This is a genomic window from Mycobacterium asiaticum, assembly GCF_001673315.1.
GTDB lineage: Bacteria > Actinomycetota > Actinomycetes > Mycobacteriales > Mycobacteriaceae > Mycobacterium > Mycobacterium asiaticum_B.
The window spans coordinates 1-15,883 of record NZ_LZLQ01000152.1 but is presented as its reverse complement, the minus strand read 5'-3'; the positions used below and the strand labels follow the sequence as shown (position 1 = coordinate 15,883).

General features: G+C 66.1%; 12 protein-coding genes. 6 read left to right on the top strand and 6 right to left on the bottom strand.

Annotated elements, in window-relative coordinates:
- Positions 1 to 184: 184 nt before the first annotated feature.
- The 3 genes from A5636_RS24650 to A5636_RS24640 all read right to left on the bottom strand — a co-directional run bounded on the left by A5636_RS24650 (position 185) and on the right by A5636_RS24640 (position 2,543).
- Complete coding sequence (locus A5636_RS24650; RefSeq protein ID WP_065161269.1) at positions 185 to 877, bottom strand: IF2 family translation initiation factor; 693 nt, start codon at positions 875 to 877, stop codon at positions 185 to 187.
- Between the two features lie 27 nt (positions 878 to 904).
- Positions 905 to 1,462: a CsbD family protein gene (locus tag A5636_RS24645; RefSeq protein WP_065161268.1), complete on the bottom strand. Its 558-nt coding sequence runs from the start codon at positions 1,460 to 1,462 to the stop codon at positions 905 to 907.
- Positions 1,463 to 1,658: 196 nt separating this feature from the next.
- A complete protein-coding gene (locus tag A5636_RS24640; RefSeq protein WP_065161288.1) occupies positions 1,659 to 2,543 on the bottom strand; it encodes a cyclopropane mycolic acid synthase family methyltransferase in 885 nt (294 codons plus the stop codon).
- A 138-nt stretch (positions 2,544 to 2,681) separates the two neighbouring features.
- Here A5636_RS24640 and A5636_RS24635 point away from each other — a divergent pair, with 138 nt between their 5' ends.
- Entirely contained in the window at positions 2,682 to 2,927 is a 246-nt protein-coding gene (locus A5636_RS24635) for a hypothetical protein (RefSeq protein ID WP_065161267.1), read from the top strand.
- Here A5636_RS24635 and A5636_RS24630 read toward each other — a convergent pair.
- Together A5636_RS24630 and A5636_RS24625 are read right to left on the bottom strand one after the other, a co-directional pair.
- A complete protein-coding gene (locus A5636_RS24630; protein WP_065161266.1) occupies positions 2,924 to 6,238 on the bottom strand; it encodes an MMPL family transporter in 3,315 nt (1,104 codons plus the stop codon). The two genes, A5636_RS24635 and A5636_RS24630, sit on opposite strands and share 4 nt — an antisense overlap.
- A gap of 92 nt (positions 6,239 to 6,330) precedes the next feature.
- Positions 6,331 to 7,335 carry a TauD/TfdA family dioxygenase gene (locus tag A5636_RS24625; protein ID WP_065161265.1) on the bottom strand — a complete coding sequence of 335 codons (1,005 nt, stop codon included), beginning with the start codon at positions 7,333 to 7,335 and terminating at the stop codon, positions 6,331 to 6,333.
- 473 nt (positions 7,336 to 7,808) lie between these two features.
- Between A5636_RS24625 and A5636_RS24620 the strand changes: the two genes are divergently transcribed.
- From A5636_RS24620 to mtnA, 4 genes are read left to right on the top strand one after another with little or no spacing between them, the layout of a single operon-like run.
- Positions 7,809 to 8,834: an AbrB family transcriptional regulator gene (locus tag A5636_RS24620; RefSeq protein ID WP_065161264.1), complete on the top strand. Its 1,026-nt coding sequence runs from the start codon at positions 7,809 to 7,811 to the stop codon at positions 8,832 to 8,834.
- Positions 8,835 to 8,877: 43 nt separating this feature from the next.
- Entirely contained in the window at positions 8,878 to 9,474 is a 597-nt protein-coding gene (locus A5636_RS24615) for a cutinase family protein (protein WP_065161263.1), read from the top strand.
- 21 nt (positions 9,475 to 9,495) lie between these two features.
- Complete coding sequence (locus A5636_RS24610) at positions 9,496 to 10,947, top strand: FAD-dependent monooxygenase (RefSeq protein WP_065161262.1); 1,452 nt, start codon at positions 9,496 to 9,498, stop codon at positions 10,945 to 10,947.
- 32 nt (positions 10,948 to 10,979) lie between these two features.
- Positions 10,980 to 11,948 (top strand): S-methyl-5-thioribose-1-phosphate isomerase, encoded by a 969-nt coding sequence (gene mtnA / locus A5636_RS24605; protein ID WP_065161261.1) that lies wholly within the window; start codon positions 10,980 to 10,982, stop codon positions 11,946 to 11,948.
- Here the strand turns inward: mtnA and A5636_RS24600 are convergent.
- Entirely contained in the window at positions 11,945 to 13,045 is a 1,101-nt protein-coding gene (locus tag A5636_RS24600) for a ferritin-like domain-containing protein (RefSeq protein WP_065161260.1), read from the bottom strand. The two genes, mtnA and A5636_RS24600, sit on opposite strands and share 4 nt — an antisense overlap.
- 201 nt (positions 13,046 to 13,246) lie before the next feature.
- On the opposite strand from A5636_RS24600, the gene A5636_RS24595 reads away from it, so the two are divergent.
- Positions 13,247 to 15,529: a putative bifunctional diguanylate cyclase/phosphodiesterase gene (locus tag A5636_RS24595; RefSeq protein WP_081287985.1), complete on the top strand. Its 2,283-nt coding sequence runs from the start codon at positions 13,247 to 13,249 to the stop codon at positions 15,527 to 15,529.
- The last annotated feature ends 354 nt before the right edge of the window (positions 15,530 to 15,883 follow it).

Genomic DNA, 15,883 nt, shown 5'->3' with positions numbered 1-15,883 from the left:
GTCCGTTAGACGACGCAGGTCGCCCGAACGTGACAGCCGCCGGGCCGCCCCCGAACGTGAAACGGCCACCTGGCCGCCCCCCGAACGTAGAAACGGCCACCGGGCCGCCCCCGAACGTAGAAACGGCCACCGGGCCGAGGAGGAGGATCCCCAGCCCGGCGACCGCGGTCCCGGTTGTGGTCGGTCAGTTATTGGCGCTATTGGCGCGTTGCGCCTGCCGGTTTTCCTTCTCGGTGTCGGCAAGATCGTCCAGCCGGTTCGCCTCGGCCCGCTTGCTTCGTGCCGCATCGCGCTTGTCTTCGGCGTTGTCGATCTTGGCGTCGGCGGCCTTGGCCGCAGACTTCTCGGCCGCAGCGGTCTTCTCCTCCACCCGGCGCTTCGCCGACTCGGCAACTTCCTTGCGGCTGGAAGCGACAGCCTCGGCCCGCTCCTTGGCCGCGGCGCTGCGCTTCTGGGCCGACTCGGTTGCTTCGCGCTTGCGCTGCTCGGCGGCGTCGCGGGCCTCCTTCACCTGTTGCTCGGTTGCCGCGCGCGCTTCCTGCTGGTCCTCGATCGCCTGGTCGCGCGCCTGCTTGAGCTTCGCCTCGGCCTGTTGCTTCCTGGTCTGCGCCTGCGCATCGAGTTGGGCGGCGCGGCCCAAAGTCTCGCTGCGCTCGATGAGCGCGGTACCCCGCTCGACCAGTCCCGGGTCGTGGATCGCGCTGCCGACGGTGCTGTCCAGCATGCCCAGCGCGCGTTCGTAGAACAGCCGCGCCGGCGCTTCGGACGGAGCGCGCGTCACGACACGGTCCTGGATCACCTGTAACGGAAAGCGGGCGAGTTGGTATTGGAAACGCAGCACTGCGAAGGGCAGGCTGGTCAATGACGTCAATGACATTGTCTTGCTCCTATGTTTTCGGGACGCTCAGGACGGGTCGGTTTTGTCGGACAGGTTCTTGGCTTGGCTGCGCAGCCGGTCGGCCTCGGCCTCTTCGACCGCTGCCACCTGGGCGTCGCTTCGATGTTCAGCGGCGGCCTCGACCACGTCCTCCGCAGCATCCTGGAGTTCTGCGCGTTCCTCGGCTTTTGCCTCTTGAGCCGCCCGCTGGGCCTCGACCTCGACCTGCGTTTTTTGGGCCGCGGCACTCTGCTGGGCGGCTTCCTCGGCGGCCCGCTGTTGCGCGGCCTGTTGGGCTTCGATCTGGTTTTCGGCGGCCTGCGCCTTTGCGTTGGCCTCCAATCGCTCTTCGGTGGCCGCCCGCCTGGTTTCGGCTTCCTGCTCCCGGGCCTGCTCGGTCTGCGCGTCCGCGACAGCCTGAATTGTGTTGGCTTCCTTGCGTTCTTGCGCCTGCGTCTGATCGAGTTGGCCCTCCGCGGCCAACGAATCGTTACCGGTGACGGCGCCGATGACCTCTTTGGCCTTGCCCTTTACGGCATCGACCAGACCTTTGCGCGCTTCACTGGCCGTGTTGTGCTCACTCATTCAAGACTCTCCTTTGGGCATTAGCCACAAACATGAAGTGATTTCAAGTTGATGTCACGCCAGTAGTTCCACACATCGGGAAGCCCAAAACACCTATGGCCCATGTCACAACACCCTCGGTGTAGCGACTTCGTTTGACTACCAGCAATATCCGGTAGGCGATGTCACCCGTTTTGTACCGGGCAGAAAGGAGAACTCAGGATTTGGCGAGGGTGAACTGCGCGACGTCGGTGTAGCCCTCACGGAACAGCTCGGCGCAACCGGTCAGGTACTTCATGTACCGGTCGTAGACCTCTTGTGACTGAATGGCAATGGCCTCGTCGCGTTTTCCTTCCAGGGTGCCGGCCCACGTGTCGAGGGTGCGCGCGTAGTGCAGCCGCAACTGCTGAATTCGCTCGACGCTGAAACCGGCGCGGTCCGCGTGCTCCACCACGCCCTTCACCTGCGGCAGGTCCCCGCCGGGGAAGATCTCGTCCATGATGAATTTCATGAACCGCAGCTTGGTCATGGTGATGGGCAGCCCGCGTTCGGCGAACTCCTCGTCACTGGGCTTGATGATGGTGTGCAGCAGCATGACGCCGTCTGCGGGAAGAGCCCGATGGGCCATTGCGAAGAAGTCGGTGTAGCGGTCCCGCCCGAAGTGCTCGAAAGCGCCGATCGAAACGATGCGGTCCACCTTTTCGTCGAACTGCTCCCAGCCTTGCAACAGCACCCGCTTGTTGCGTGAGCTGGGATGCGCATCGAGGCGGCGCTGAGTGTGCGCCTGCTGATTGCGGCTCAGCGTCAGGCCGACCACGTTGACGTCGTACTCCTCGAGCGCCCGGATGATGGTGGTGCCCCAGCCGCAGCCGATGTCGAGCAGCGTCATGCCCGGTTCGAGCCCCAGCTTCCCGAGTGACAGGTCGACTTTGGCAAGCTGCGCCTCTTCGAGGGACATGTCCTCACGCTCGAAGTAGGCGCAACTGTAGGTCCGCGTCGGATCCAGAAACAGCTTGAAAAATTCGTCGGACAGGTCGTAGTGCGCCTGCACATCTTCGAAATGCGGCTCCAAGCCGGCGGGTTCACTTTGCTTTTCTGGCATCAAACAACTTTCGATCTCGATTTTCACCGAGCTTAGCCGCACCCGAGCGCGCTACTCCCAGGCGGCATGCGACGGCGTTTCGGATGGTTATTTCTGCGGCCGGCGGGCATAGCAGCAGGAGTACCGGAAGGGGATGAGATGACGATCGGGGCTGATGACGTGCGGCGGCTGGTGGATTCCGCAGCGGATGCGGTGTTGGTTGCCGTCGAGGGTCGTGTCGAAGTCGTCACGCCGGCGCAGCTGGAGTCACCCGACTATCGCGGCGCCCTGCAGATCGCGACCCGCCAGGATGTGGTGCGTGCGGATGACGCCGAACTGTCCGAGCGCGAGCTGGCCGAGCGAGCTGAAGAGCTGGACGTGGCCTTGCGCAATCTGGGTGGTTAAAAGCGTTGTAAATCATAGCTTTTGAAGTGGTCGCCGGTCCGGCTCAGGATTGACGACCGGCACTGCCGCGGAACCTCGTGCGGCACCGCCCGCGGCCCGCGCCGCGGTCCCGGTGCGGACAGCACCTGCAACCGCAGGATCCGGCCGCCGATTCGGACATACCCGCCGGGACGCCAGGTCGCCGGCGCTCCCGAGGTGAGGCGAGTCCAACCCGGGTGTGCCGGCTCGCGCAGGAACACTCCGTTGGTGGAGTCGCGGTCCACAACGATCACCTCGTCTTTGACGATCCGGACCTCGATGTGGGCGCGGGACATCGCACCCGCGTGATCGTCAATGCACACCGGGCGCAGTCCCCGCGTCACGGCCTCCGACCCGCGCGGATCCCGTCCGATCACGCAGTCCCGGTCGAGTTCGATACGAGAATTGTCGTCCAGGACGAGCCAGCGCTTGGGCTCGATGGGGGCGGGCGCCGGCACCGGCGTCGGCTGCTGCGCCGGCGTTGGCCGCTGCGCCGGTGCTGGCCGCTGCGCCGGCGTTGGCGGCTGCACCGATGCGGCCCGCGCCGACCAGATGACGGCGCCCTGTCCCGGCACGGTTCCCCCGGTGAGCCGGTACACCCCGTTGCCTCCATTGCCCTCCGCCGACGCTCGCGGCCGCTGCCCCACCTCGTCGACGGTGATCACCGCCGCAACCGCCGGCGTCGGCACCGACCGGTGCACCAACCGTCCACGGCCGTGCAGCACGGTCTGTGCGACACCGTCGTCGAGGGCCACCGTGACACTGCCGCACAGCAACACTTCCAGCCCGGTCGGGGTGGGCATGACGATGCCGACGTCGACCAGGGTCCGGGTCCAAGTCGTCTCTTGCGCAACATGTTTGAATGCGCTGACCAATCGGTGGGCGTCGGTGCGCCGAACCATTTCGGCCAGTGCGGCCAGCTGCTGCGCGGCGACGGACTGCCCCGAGAGCGGTGCCCGCTCGCGGTGTGCCACCACGATCACCGCGCCGTTGACATTGGCCACCAGGTGCTGGCCGGGGATGACCTCGATCTCGCTGGGGAGCGTGGCGGCCGGCGGCGGGGTTGCGACGATCGGCCGCTCCACGGTCGCCACCACCGGCGGCAGCGGCGTCTCTGCGGGGGCCGGCGCCTCGGCGGCGGGCTGTTCGACAGCCTCCGATGGGGCTTCGCTGATACCGATGCGCGAGTGCAACCACCGCAGCGGTGCCGGCGCCCACCAGTTGAGGTCGCCCGCCAGCCGCAGGAAGGCGGGTACCACGACGCCGCGGATGATGGTCGCGTCGATGATGACGGCCAGCGCCGTGCCGATGCCGAACATCTTCATGAAGGACAGCCCGTTGGCGAACGAGATCAGCGTGATTGTCAGCAGCAGTGCCGCGCTTGTGACGATCCGGCCCACCCGGCCCAGCCCGATCACGGTCGCAGCGTTGTTGGACAGTCCCGAGTCGCGGGCTTCTTTGATTCGGCTGAGCAGGAAGATCTCGTAGTCGACGGACAAGCTGAACGCGATGGCGCAGAGCAAGACGACCATGGACGGGTTCAGCGGCGCTGGGGAGATACCGAGCAGCGAGGCCAGGTGCCCTTCCTGGAAGATCCAGACCATTACCCCGAGAACCGCGCTCAAGACCAGCAGATTCAGCGAGAGCGCCTTGATCGGCACCACGACGCTGCCGGTGAACAAGAACAGCAGGATGAACGTGGAGATGGCGATCAAGCCGATGGCCAGCGGCAGCCGGTCGGCGATCGCGGCGCGACTGTCGATCAGGGTGGCAGTCGGACCGCCCACCTCGACCTGGTGGCCGGTGATCTTGGCGCGGATTTCGCGCACGAGATGCTGTGCGGTGTCCGAGTCCGCCTGAACCGACAGGTAGACGAACGCATAGCCGGGACCGGTGGCGGTCGCGGGCGCCGGACCTACCGGCTGGCCATGCTCAGAGCGGCCGGTCGAGCCGTTGACCAGGATCACGCCGTTCATAGCTGATACTTCGGTGCCGAGCTTGCTGAGCGCGTCGGCGTCATCGCGGGTGACCATGGTGATCGCCTGCGAAGGATCCAACTGGAAGTCCCGCTGCAGTGATTCGGCGACCAGACGGGCATTCGACTCGGTTGGCAGGGCGCGCTCGTCGGGTGTGGCGTACTGGGCGTTGAGGAAGGGAATCCCCAGCCCCAGCAGCACGGCGACCACCGGCAGGGCATACAGCAGCGGCCGGCGGGTCACCACTTCGGCGAATCGTCGCCAGAACAGCGAGTCGGCCGATAGCGGGACTTTGCGACGGATCACCGAAAGCGAGTCGACACGTTTGCCGAGCAGTGCCAGCAGAGCGGGCAGGACGATGATCGCGCTGAACGCCGACAGCAGCACAGTGGCGGTGGCGGCGAGGCCGACCGATCGCAGGAAATAGGTGGGGAATACCAGCAGGCTGGTCATCGCCAGGGTTACGGTCGCCGCGCTGAACAGGATGGTGCGGCCGGCGGTGCTGACCGTGGCGACGATGGCCCGGTGATGGTCCTTGCCGTTGGCCAGTTCCTCGCGGAACCGGGACACCATCAGCAAGCCGAAGTCGATGGACAACCCGAGGCCGAACGCGGTGGTGACCGTCAGGGCGTGCACGGAGACATCGGTGATCGTGGTCAACAGCAGCAACACCGACAGCGTCGAGACGATCGACACGACCCCGACCACCACTGGCAGGGCTGCGGCGATGAGTCCGCCGAACACGACCACCAGCACCGCCAGCGAAATCGGCACCGCGATGCTCTCGCTCAATTTGAGGTCGTGTTTGACCTTGTCCCGGATCTCCTGTTGCACGCCCAGCGAACCACCCGCGCGCACCGCGACATCCGGGTCTTTCGGCAGACCAGCGATGAGCCGCTTGGCGGTCTCGGAGGCTTGATCGGCGGTTCCGCCGACGTGTACCAGCATCAGGCCGGAGCGGTTGTCCTTGCTGTGCAGGTCAGTGGCGCCTTCGTCGCCGAAGGAGCGGGTGAGCTCGGCATCCGGTTCGGTCTTGATCAGTTGGCGGACACGTTCCTGGACCCTCGCTACATCGCGGCTGTCCAACGTGCCCTGGCGCGGAAGGAGCTGGATGACCAGGTTGGCGGTCGTGCCGAAATGCTGATCCAGGAATTCGTCGGCCTGTGAGGACTCCGACCGGGGATCGGTGTTTCCCCCGACGCCGAGCTTGTCCGATACCGAGCCACCGAGCACGATGCTGATGCCGAGCAGAGCCAGCACCGCCGCCAGCACCACCTTGGGTCGCCGCACGGTGTATTCGGCCAAACGGCTCAACATCTCGGTTGCCCTCCCCGGCGATCGTCGCTGTTGTCAGGAGTGTGCCGGGCTGGTCTTGGCACTTTCTAAATTGCGATCGCGGCAGGTGTCGGTCAGCTGCGTTGCTCGGCCGCGAGCCACAACCGAACCAGGCAACGCCGTTCCGCGGGGTCCTGTGCGTCGACGAAGCCGCGCCGATTGTGCAGCGTCGCATGGTTGTCGGCGAAGATCACATCACCGGCGTCGAGGGTGAATTCGACGTAGTTGGCCGGGTCGTTCAGCACCCGGTCAAGCGCATCGAGCGCCCGACGCTGGCGGTCGGTGAGGGTACGGCCGCCGCGGTAGTGGCCCAGTTCGATGTGCAGGCGGTTGTAGCGCAGCTGGACACCATCCTGGGTGTCGGTGAAGACCGAGCCGAAGGTGATGGGGTCTTCGCCTGGTTGCGTCTCGTGCGTGCGGTCGAAGCAGAACTGGCCGTAGAGTTCCTCCACCAGCTCGGGGTTCGATTCGAGCAGGACGTTGTACGCGGTGTGGCCGCTCACCATGACGGACTCGCCGCCGGACACCGCTTTGCGCAGGCACAGCAGGCCCAGGATGTCGGGCCGGCTGCCCGCGTACGCGCATGCGGAGTCGGTGTGGAAGATCAGTTCCGAATTAGTTTTCGAGCCGCGCGCCTCGGCGACCGATTGGCCCGTGTCTTGAACCAGGTATACGCGGTCACCGTCCCGATTCTGCGGCTGCGGCGAACCCAGATGGGTGCCGAGGCCCCAGTAGAGCATCGACGCTTCCTCGTCCGTCCAGTCCTGCAGGGGTAGGCCGCGCAGCACGCAAAATCCTGGTCCCCGGCGCAGGCAGTGCCGGATGCCATGGGCGATCTCAGCGAGCTCGGGCTCCTGGAAATCCGATGCCTCGATGGTCTCCAGCCGGCGGCCGCGACGACGCAGCCCCTCGCGGATGCGCAGGCACGCCGCCACCTGACGCGGGTTGACCGCCATCATGTAGTCCCAGGCGTGCAGGCTGTCGCGGTCCCAGACGGTGGGTCCGGTGATCTCGTGGCGGGCGACCGCACTGTCGTCCCGTGCCGGCTGCTCTGGCTTCTTGGTTGATGTTGTGAGCATTTCTGTCCCCCCTTTTGGTCGGTTGAGGTTCGTTTCTATGAGTTTGGAGTGAGCTGCTTGGCAATTTCTAAAGATGTCTGCAGGTGTGGCCGGCTTGCCCGTCGCGCTCCCGCGTTGCGCCTCTTCCGTCGCACCCCGCGCGCCCCTAGCGCCCTTCGCGCCCTTCGCGCCCTTCCCTGTCGCGAGGGTGCGCAGATGTCCGGGGACACGCCGGTGAGACTGGCAATCTGCGCACGTTCGGCGGACGGAGTGGGTAGCCGGCCACTTCCGTCGCGCCCGCCGCACCTCGAGCGCCCTTCGCGCCCATCCCTGTCGCGAGGGTGCGCAGATGTCCGGGGACACGCTGGTGAGACTGGCAATCTGCGCACGTTCGGCACGCTGAAAAGACCGACGTCGGCACAGGTCACCGCGTCGCGGGCGGCTCGGCCTGCGCATCAAGGATTTTCCAAGCCGGCTGCTGAAACCTCTACGCCATGAACACACTCGACCTTGCTTTCGCGGCGATCACCTGCGGAGCGTTCACCTGGGCGCTGGCGCGGTATGCGCCGAAGGCCGTGCCGGGAGCGGGCCTGGCAGCACAGGGCGTGCTGGGCGTGTACACCGGGCTCATGGTGCGCGACATCTCGTTCGCCGCTCTGGGCTCGCACTGGCCGATTGTCATCGCGATTGCGGTGAGCACCTTGATCGTCAGCGTCGCGGGCGGCGCGCTGCTGGGTCTGCACCGCGACGTCAGCCCGCTGACCGGCGGGCTCGCGTTAGTGGCCGGCGGCTCGTCCGGACTTGTTGCGATCGCCCGGGACCTGGGCGGTGACGACCGCGTGGTCGCTGCTGTTCAGTACCTGCGCGTTGCGTTGATCACCGCCGCCATGCCCGTCGTCGCGACCGTCTTCTTCCACGCCTCCTCAGGGCATGCCGCGCAGCACGGTGAGACGCATTCTCTCGCTTGGTATTTCGCGTTGCCCGTGATCGCGCTTGTGGTGCTGGCCGGAGCGGCGCTCGGCCGCTATGTTCGCCTGCCGGGAGCGGGACTGATCGCTCCGATGGCCATCACCATCGTGCTGGAGTTTTCCGGGCTGGCCAGGGGGCTCACCGTCCCGATGCTGTTGGTCGAGGCCGGCATCATGCTCATCGTCTGGCAGACGCTCATCGCGTTCGACCGAGAGTCGCTGCGGGCGATCCGACGGATCCTGCCCGGCGCTTTCGCGCTGATCATGCTGCTGAACGTCGTGGCTGCCGGCCTTGGCGTGGTGCTGTCCCACGTGGCCGAGCTGAGCATGCTCGACGGCTACCTTGCGACCAGCCCCGGCGGCATCTACGCGGTGCTGGGCACCGCCGCTGGTTCGGGATCGAATGTCACTTTCGTGATGGCCTCCCAGGTCATTCGGGTGGTGCTCATGCTGCTGGCCGCGCCGTTCGTCGCACGGCTCTTCATGAGGGTCATGCCACGGGGCGGGGCAACGATCCCGGTTAGCCGCGAGCTCGTCCCGGTCGCGGCCTGAGCGACAACCGCTGCCAACCGAACCGATCCCCAAGGAGACGACGATGCACCGTTCACATCGGCCGCAACAGCGGACAGCCGCGGCCCTGCTCGCCGCTACCTTCGTTGTCGTCCCGGTCGCTGCGCCCGCCACGATTCCGCTGGCCTCGGCGGCGTGCCCCGACGCCGAGGTGGTCTTCGCTCGCGGGCGGGAGGAGCCTCCCGGCGTGGGCGCAGTCGGCGACGCGTTCGTCAACTCGCTGCGCGGCAAGACGCGGAAGTCGATCGGGGTGTACGGGGTCAACTACCCCGCCAACATCACCACCGGTGGCGGCGCGGGCGACATCAACGGGCATGTCCAGTCCATGGCGAAGAGTTGCCCGAACACACGCATAGTGATTGGCGGCTACTCCCTGGGCGCCGAAGTGGTCGACCGCGCGATGTGGAGCGGACTGGCGCCGGGAACCGTCGCAGCGGTCGCGTTGTTCGGCAACGGCACCCGGGCGATCCCGCCCGCCTTCGCCGGCAAGACGATCGACCAGTGTGCCAACGGCGATCCCATCTGCGGCAAAGGCACCAACTGGCCGTCGCATCTGCAGCCGTCATACATTGACTCGGGGTTGGTGGATCAGGCTGCGGGCTTCGCTTCCGGCAAGCTCTGACGAAGGGGATTGAACTCCCATATGCACGACGTGGTGATCGTGGGCTGCGGGCCGACGGGGATGATGCTGGCCGGTGAATTGCGGTTGGCGGGAGTGGAAGTCGTGGTTCTCGAGCGACGCGAGTCGCAGCACCTTGCGGGTGCACGCGGCGGCGGAATCCACTCCCGCACAATCGAACTGCTCGACCAGCGCGGAATCGCCGATAGGTTCCTCGCCGAAGGCACCAAGATGGATGCCGCCACCTTCGGCAGCACCAGGCTCGACTTAAGCGGCCTGCCCACACGTCATCCATACACACTCGCGTTGTTCCAGAACCATATCGAGCGGTTGTTGCTCGAGTGGGTCGACGAGGTGGGGGTCGCGATCCGTCGCGGTACCGACGTGGTCGGCATTGCGCCGGGCGACGAGGGCGTCGAAGTCCGGCTTGCCTCCGGCGAGTCACTGCGGGCCCGGTATGTGGTGGGTGCGGACGGTGGGCGCAGCATCGTTCGCCGCGAGGCCGGTATCGAATTCGTCGGCCCGGACGCGACGCGTAGCAGCCTCATCGCGGAGGTCGAAGTGACCGAGGAGTTGCCGCAGGCCGGGGTAGTCGACGAGCGCGGGGTCCACGGGCTGCACCGGATGACGGACGACACGGTTCGGGTGGTGGTGACCGAAGCCCAGTTGGGCCCAGCAACCGAGCCCACGCTCGATGAGCTGCGGCATGGGTTGATCGAGGTGTTCGGCACCGACTTCGGTGTGCACAGCCCCTCGTGGTTGTCACGGTTCACCGACGCGACGCGGCAGGCGGCGTCTTACCGTCAAGGCCGGGTGCTTTTGGCCGGCGACGCGGCGCACGTCCATTCGCCGTCGGGTGGGCTCGGTATCGGCTTGGGTATGCAGGACGCGGTTAACCTCGGCTGGAAGCTCGCGCAGGTGGTTCGCGGCATTTCCGCAGACGACCTGCTCGACACCTACCACGCGGAACGGCATCCGGTCGGGGCGCGGGCTTTGAAGTACACGATGGCGCAGTCGCTATTCCAAAAGGCCGACCCCAGGCAGGAGGCACTGCGCGACCTGCTCGGCGAGGTGCTCACCTTCGACGGCCCGAACACCCTGATCGCGGCACTGGTCACCGGTCTTGACGTTGCCTACGACCTGGGCGGGGGCCATCCGCTGGTGGGGCGCCGTATACCGGACCTCGACATCGGCACCGCGGCTGGCCGCATGCGGGTGTTCGAGCTGTTGCACCAGGCTCGACCGGTGCTGCTGGAGTTCGGCGGGCCGAAGCTGGTCTCCGACGGCTGGGACCGTGTCCGGCACGTGGCGGCGACCCACCACGGAGTGTGGGAGCTGCCGCTGCTCGGCGAGGTGGTCGCGCCCACCGCAGTCCTGGTGCGTCCCGACGGGTACGTCGCGTGGGTAGGTCAGGACACCGCCGAGGGGTTGGCCGAGGCGTTGACCAGGTGGTGCGGCGCGGCCCGTCACCTGTGAAGCCCGGTCAGACACCGGGCTAAGGTCGGCCCGTGCGCAGGACCATCGACTGGGACGGCGACGCGGTCACCATCATCGACCAGACCGCGCTGCCGACGGATTACCGCATTCTGCGTTTGCGCACCGTCGACGAATTGATCGACGCGATCCGCCGCCTGGCCGTGCGCGGCGCTCCGGCGCTCGGCGCGGCAGGTGCGCTCGGAGTCGTGCTCGCCAGTCGCGAGGGCGGCGATCCGCGCGTCTCGGCCGCGCGCGTCGCCCAAGCGCGACCGACCGCCGTCAACCTGAGCTGGGGCGTCGCACGTGCGCTGAAGAAGCTCGACGAGGGTGCCGACGCCGTACTGGCCGAGGCACTGGAAATCCTCGACGAGGACGAACGCCTCAACCGCGCCGCCTCGGCACACGCCGCCGACATCGTCCTCGGATTGTGCGACCGCCGCCCGCTACGGCTGCTCAGCCACTGCAACGCGGGGCATCTGGCAACCGTGGCCTGGGGTAGCGCGCTCGGCGTCGTCTGGCACCTGCACGAGCGCGGATTGGTCGAATCGGTGCTTGTCGACGAAACTCGTCCGCTGTTGCAGGGCGCCCGGCTCACGGCATGGGAATTGGCCCAGGCCGGGGTGCCCTACCGGGTGCAACCCGATGGTGCCGCCGCGGCCGCAATGGCACGCGGCCTCGTCGACTGCGTACTCGTCGGCGCCGATCGGATTGCCGCCAACGGCGACGTCGCCAACAAGATCGGCACCTACGGCCTGGCGATCGCGGCGCACCATCACGGCGTGCCAGTCGTCGTCGTTGCGCCATCGTCAACGGTCGACGGCTCGCTGGCCACCGGTGCCGAGATCGCCATCGAGGAACGAGAGCCCGACGAACTCAGGACGTTCATGGGAACCAGGATCGCCCCGCCCGATGCCGACGTGTTCAACCCGGCTTTCGACGTGACACCGGCCGGGCTGATCGCCGCCGTCGTCACCGAAGACGGAAGGTACCGGCCGGCTTAGCTCGCGCCGGCAGCTATTACCTGCTCGACTTCAAGTGCCCGGTCGGCCATCTCGGCGTGTGCCTTGTCCAGCGCGTCGGCCTGATCCTCGTCCGCTTTCATCAGCGCCTCGATGTTGAAACCGGCCATGTCAAGGACACCCATGTCCGAGAAGGCCTTCTGCACCTTGTCGCCCCACAATCCGATGTCTTTGACGATCGGCACGATGCGGCTGAACAGGTGCGAACGGAACTGAATCATCAGCGGCGACGTGTCGACCCACTCGGCGCATGCCTTGACGTCGAGGCCGAGGGTCTCGAAGACCTCCTCGCCGCGGAAGCGGTCACGCATCAGGTAGCAGGCGTCCACGACGAACTCTTCCCGCTCGTCTCGCTCGGCTTCGGTGAGCGCGGCGTAGTAGTCCTTCAGGGAGATTCGGCCGAAAGCGACGTGCCGGGCCTCATCCTGCATCACGTAGGCCAGCAACTGCTTGGCCAGCGATTCCTGCGGAGCCATGTCCCGCAGCACCCCGAAGGCCGCGAGCGCGAGCCCTTCGATGAGGACCTGCATACCCAGGTAGGGCATATCCCAGCGGGAGTCGCGCAGGGTGTCATCCAACAGTGCGGTCAGGTTTTTGTTGATCGGGTAAACCAGGCCGACCTTCTCCTGCAGGAACCGGGAGAACGTCTCGACGTGCCGGGCCTCGTCCATGGTCTGGGTGGCCGCGTAGAACTTGGCGTCCAGGTCCGGAACGACCTCGACGATCTTGGCCGAGCACACCATCGCTCCCTGCTCACCGTGCAGGAACTGCGAGAACTGCCAGGCTTGGAAGTGCCGGCGCATCTCGGCGCGTCGGGATTCGTTCGCCGCGTCCCACATCGGACTGCCGAACAACGGGTGGAACTCGTCGGGCAGCCCGACCGGGTTCATCGGGTCGACGTCTTGCGCCCAGTCGATCCGCGACTGAGCGTCCCACTGCTTATCCTTCCCTTTTTGATACAGGGAGAGCAGCCGGGCGCGCCCGTCGTCGTACTCCCAGGTGAATCGCGCGTCGCCGGCGCTGGGGACCTCCCACGAGTACGGGTCGGGCACATCGGTGTACTTGTTCCTGGTGGTCATGAGCGGCGCCTCCTGCCCGGGTGACCTGTGGTCATATGACGTCTATCACAGTGCGCCCGGGGGGGCGGTGCCGTCAATGCCGAGTTACCGGTGCCTTGCGGTGCTCTGGAAATAGATGACACGCTGGCAAAGATCGCAGTGGCGTTGGCACCGGCTTTGGGCCGCCCGGGCAAGGGGCCGCGGCCACAGGGGAGGGAGCTGGTGGCGACCCAACGTTCACGGCCGCGCGTCTACATCTTCGGCGTTGTGACGCTGTTGGTTGCCGTCAACGCGCTGGCCCCGTGGGGGCAGCAGGTGGCCCATCGCGGTGAGACGATCCTGCAGCTGTGCACCGGGCTCGCGGCGATCATCTGCGGTGTGGTCACTGCGCGACGGGTACGCGGCATGTCGCGGTCGTGGCGACTGATCTGCGCGTTGGGCGTCGCGCTATGGCTGTTCGGGCAGACGCTGTGGTGGACCGGTGGGACCGGGGCGGACGGCGTCCCGACCGTCCCGGGTGTGGCAGCTCATCTGTTGCTGCCGGTGCTCGCCCTCGCAGGAGTGGTGCTGCTGGTGCGGACCAGCGGCCGGGTATTCGGACCGCACGGATTGCTGTGGCATCCCCCGGTCACCAGTGTCGTCGACGGAGTTGTGGCGGGTCTGTCATTTTTGGTCCTGGCAACGATGGGCGGATTCGGTGCCGGATCGTCGGTGTCCCTTCCCCGGTCGGGCATACCGGCTATCGAGTTGGTCTTTGCGCTGGCGGAAGTGACGATCGTAGCCGCGATAGTCCTGGTGGCAATGGTGTACGACCTGGACCGCCCGTATCGGCTCAACTACCTACTGCTGGCCGGCGGAATCGTGTTCATGGCGACCTCGGACAGGCTCATCGCCTACTTCCACTCAGTCGGCGCCAAGGGCGGCGACCTTTGGGGCGGCATCGGGCTGATCCTCGGTCCGCTGATGATCGCGTTCGCGATGTTTGAATATCCGGCCCGGCCAGCGGATGCCGATCGTCTCGGCCGCGGCACCGACTGGGCGCAGCTGCTGCTGCCCTATGTCGGATCTCTCGGGATCGCCATACTGTTTGCCCACCAAGTGCTGGTGGGTCACTGGCTGGACGCGTTCGCGGTCTGCGTGACAGTGCTGATGGTGCTACTGGTGACCATCCGTCAGGTGATCGCGACGCGGGCCCAGTGGCTGCTCACTCAGCGCTTGTATGTTGCCCAACGCCGACTCGCGCACCAGGTGGACCATGATGCGCTGACTGGGCTGCCGAATCGGCTACTTTTCGCCCGTCGCCTCGACGAGGCGATGCGATGCGGAGACTTCGTGCTGATCTTCGTCGACCTCGACGACTTCAAGGAGATCAACGACCGGTTCGGCCATGCAGCCGGCGACGAACTGCTCTGCGCGGTAGGCGAGCGACTCAAGCGATGCGTAACAGATCACGACACGCTGGCCCGGGTCGGCGGCGACGAGTTCGCGATATTGATCCACGAAGAGGGGGAGGAACTGCAGACGGTGAGTGATCGTCTGCGAGTGGCGCTTCGAGATCCCTTCCCGCTGCAAGGCTCCTCGGTGCGGGTCCGGGCCAGCCTGGGCGTGGTGCGGCCGGCGGGTGAGGACGGGCCTCAGACCTCCGACGACCTGCTGCGGCAAGCAGACATCTCGATGTACGCGGGCAAACGGCTGGGCAAGGACACTGCGGTGATCTATCAACCGCTGACGGGTGTCCGGGTGGACTTCCCGACCGCGCTACGCAAGGCAGCAGGCGGGGTGCCCCCGGGGTTCAGGCTCGACTATCAGCCCGTCGTCTTGCTTCCGGAGGGGACGTTGTTGGCCGTAGAGGCGTTGGCCAGGTGGACCGCGCCCAACGGCATGCACATCTCTCCCGAGACGTTCGTCATGGCCGCCGAAGCGGCCGGGCTCGGGGCTGCATTGGATGCGATGGTCCTGGATTTGGCGTGTCGTGACGTCGCGGACGCAGGGTTGAACATCGACATCCACGTCAACATCGGTGCGGCGAGACTGGGAAACACCGATTTCGAGGAGCACGTGCAACGAACCCTGAACCGGCACGGAATCGCGCCGAACCGACTGGTCGTAGAAGTCACCGAAACGGTTCCGATCGTCGACCTCGCCGACGCGGCAGCGCAGATCGCTCGACTCAATCAGATCGGTGTGCGGGTGGCGCTGGATGATTTCGGCGCAGGGTACAACTCGCTGACGTACCTACACGCGCTGCCTGTGCAGATGGTGAAACTGGACCGCAGCCTGGCTGTCGGTGCCGATCCAGTACGCGACTTGGCTCTCTACCGCTCCGTCATCGGGCTGTGTGCCGATCTGGGCTTCGACGTGATCGCCGAGGGTATCGAGTCGATCGCGCAGTTGGACATCGTCCGGGCTGCTGGATGTCGCCGAGTGCAGGGGCACCTTTTCGGGCAACCAGCGCCAATCGGCGGAATATCGCGCGTGAGGCAGTCAGAACTGCGAGCAGTGTGAGGCACGTGCGCACTACCGCCCGCGCATTGATTCATTTCGAATTTCGGATATCGAAAATTGCGATATAGGTGATACGCGCAATCATTCAAATCTGACACAAATAACCGCCAACCCGCCCACCGATAGCGTGGTGCCGGATGACATTTGGGGTCGCGGTGCCAGGGCTGTGACGATTGTGCATTTTGCACAATGCTGCGGGCAGAAATGACAATGTTCGGCATTTTGCATGAATCTGAGTGCGGGGTGCTGATATGACCTCTACGCGGACGTAAATTACCGCGTAGGCAACGGGTGCGGAGTCAGATCCGGCGTTTCGGGGCCACGTCTGGGCCCTGGGTCGTTGCTGATTGTGGG

What these genes read in the sequence shown, in the direction of transcription:
- A5636_RS24610 (WP_065161262.1), top strand. Translation starts at nt 9,496, where the DNA reads ATGCACGACGTGGTGATCGTGGGCTGCGGGCCGACGGGGATGATGCTG.
- A5636_RS24600 (WP_065161260.1), bottom strand. Translation starts at nt 13,045, where the DNA reads ATGACCACCAGGAACAAGTACACCGATGTGCCCGACCCGTACTCGTGG.
- A5636_RS24630 (WP_065161266.1), bottom strand. Translation starts at nt 6,238, where the DNA reads ATGTTGAGCCGTTTGGCCGAATACACCGTGCGGCGACCCAAGGTGGTG.
- A5636_RS24620 (WP_065161264.1), top strand. Translation starts at nt 7,809, where the DNA reads ATGAACACACTCGACCTTGCTTTCGCGGCGATCACCTGCGGAGCGTTC.
- A5636_RS24635 (WP_065161267.1), top strand. Translation starts at nt 2,682, where the DNA reads ATGACGATCGGGGCTGATGACGTGCGGCGGCTGGTGGATTCCGCAGCG.
- A5636_RS24650 (WP_065161269.1), bottom strand. Translation starts at nt 877, where the DNA reads ATGTCATTGACGTCATTGACCAGCCTGCCCTTCGCAGTGCTGCGTTTC.
- A5636_RS24615 (WP_065161263.1), top strand. Translation starts at nt 8,878, where the DNA reads ATGCACCGTTCACATCGGCCGCAACAGCGGACAGCCGCGGCCCTGCTC.
- A5636_RS24645 (WP_065161268.1), bottom strand. Translation starts at nt 1,462, where the DNA reads ATGAGTGAGCACAACACGGCCAGTGAAGCGCGCAAAGGTCTGGTCGAT.
- A5636_RS24625 (WP_065161265.1), bottom strand. Translation starts at nt 7,335, where the DNA reads ATGCTCACAACATCAACCAAGAAGCCAGAGCAGCCGGCACGGGACGAC.
- A5636_RS24640 (WP_065161288.1), bottom strand. Translation starts at nt 2,543, where the DNA reads ATGCCAGAAAAGCAAAGTGAACCCGCCGGCTTGGAGCCGCATTTCGAA.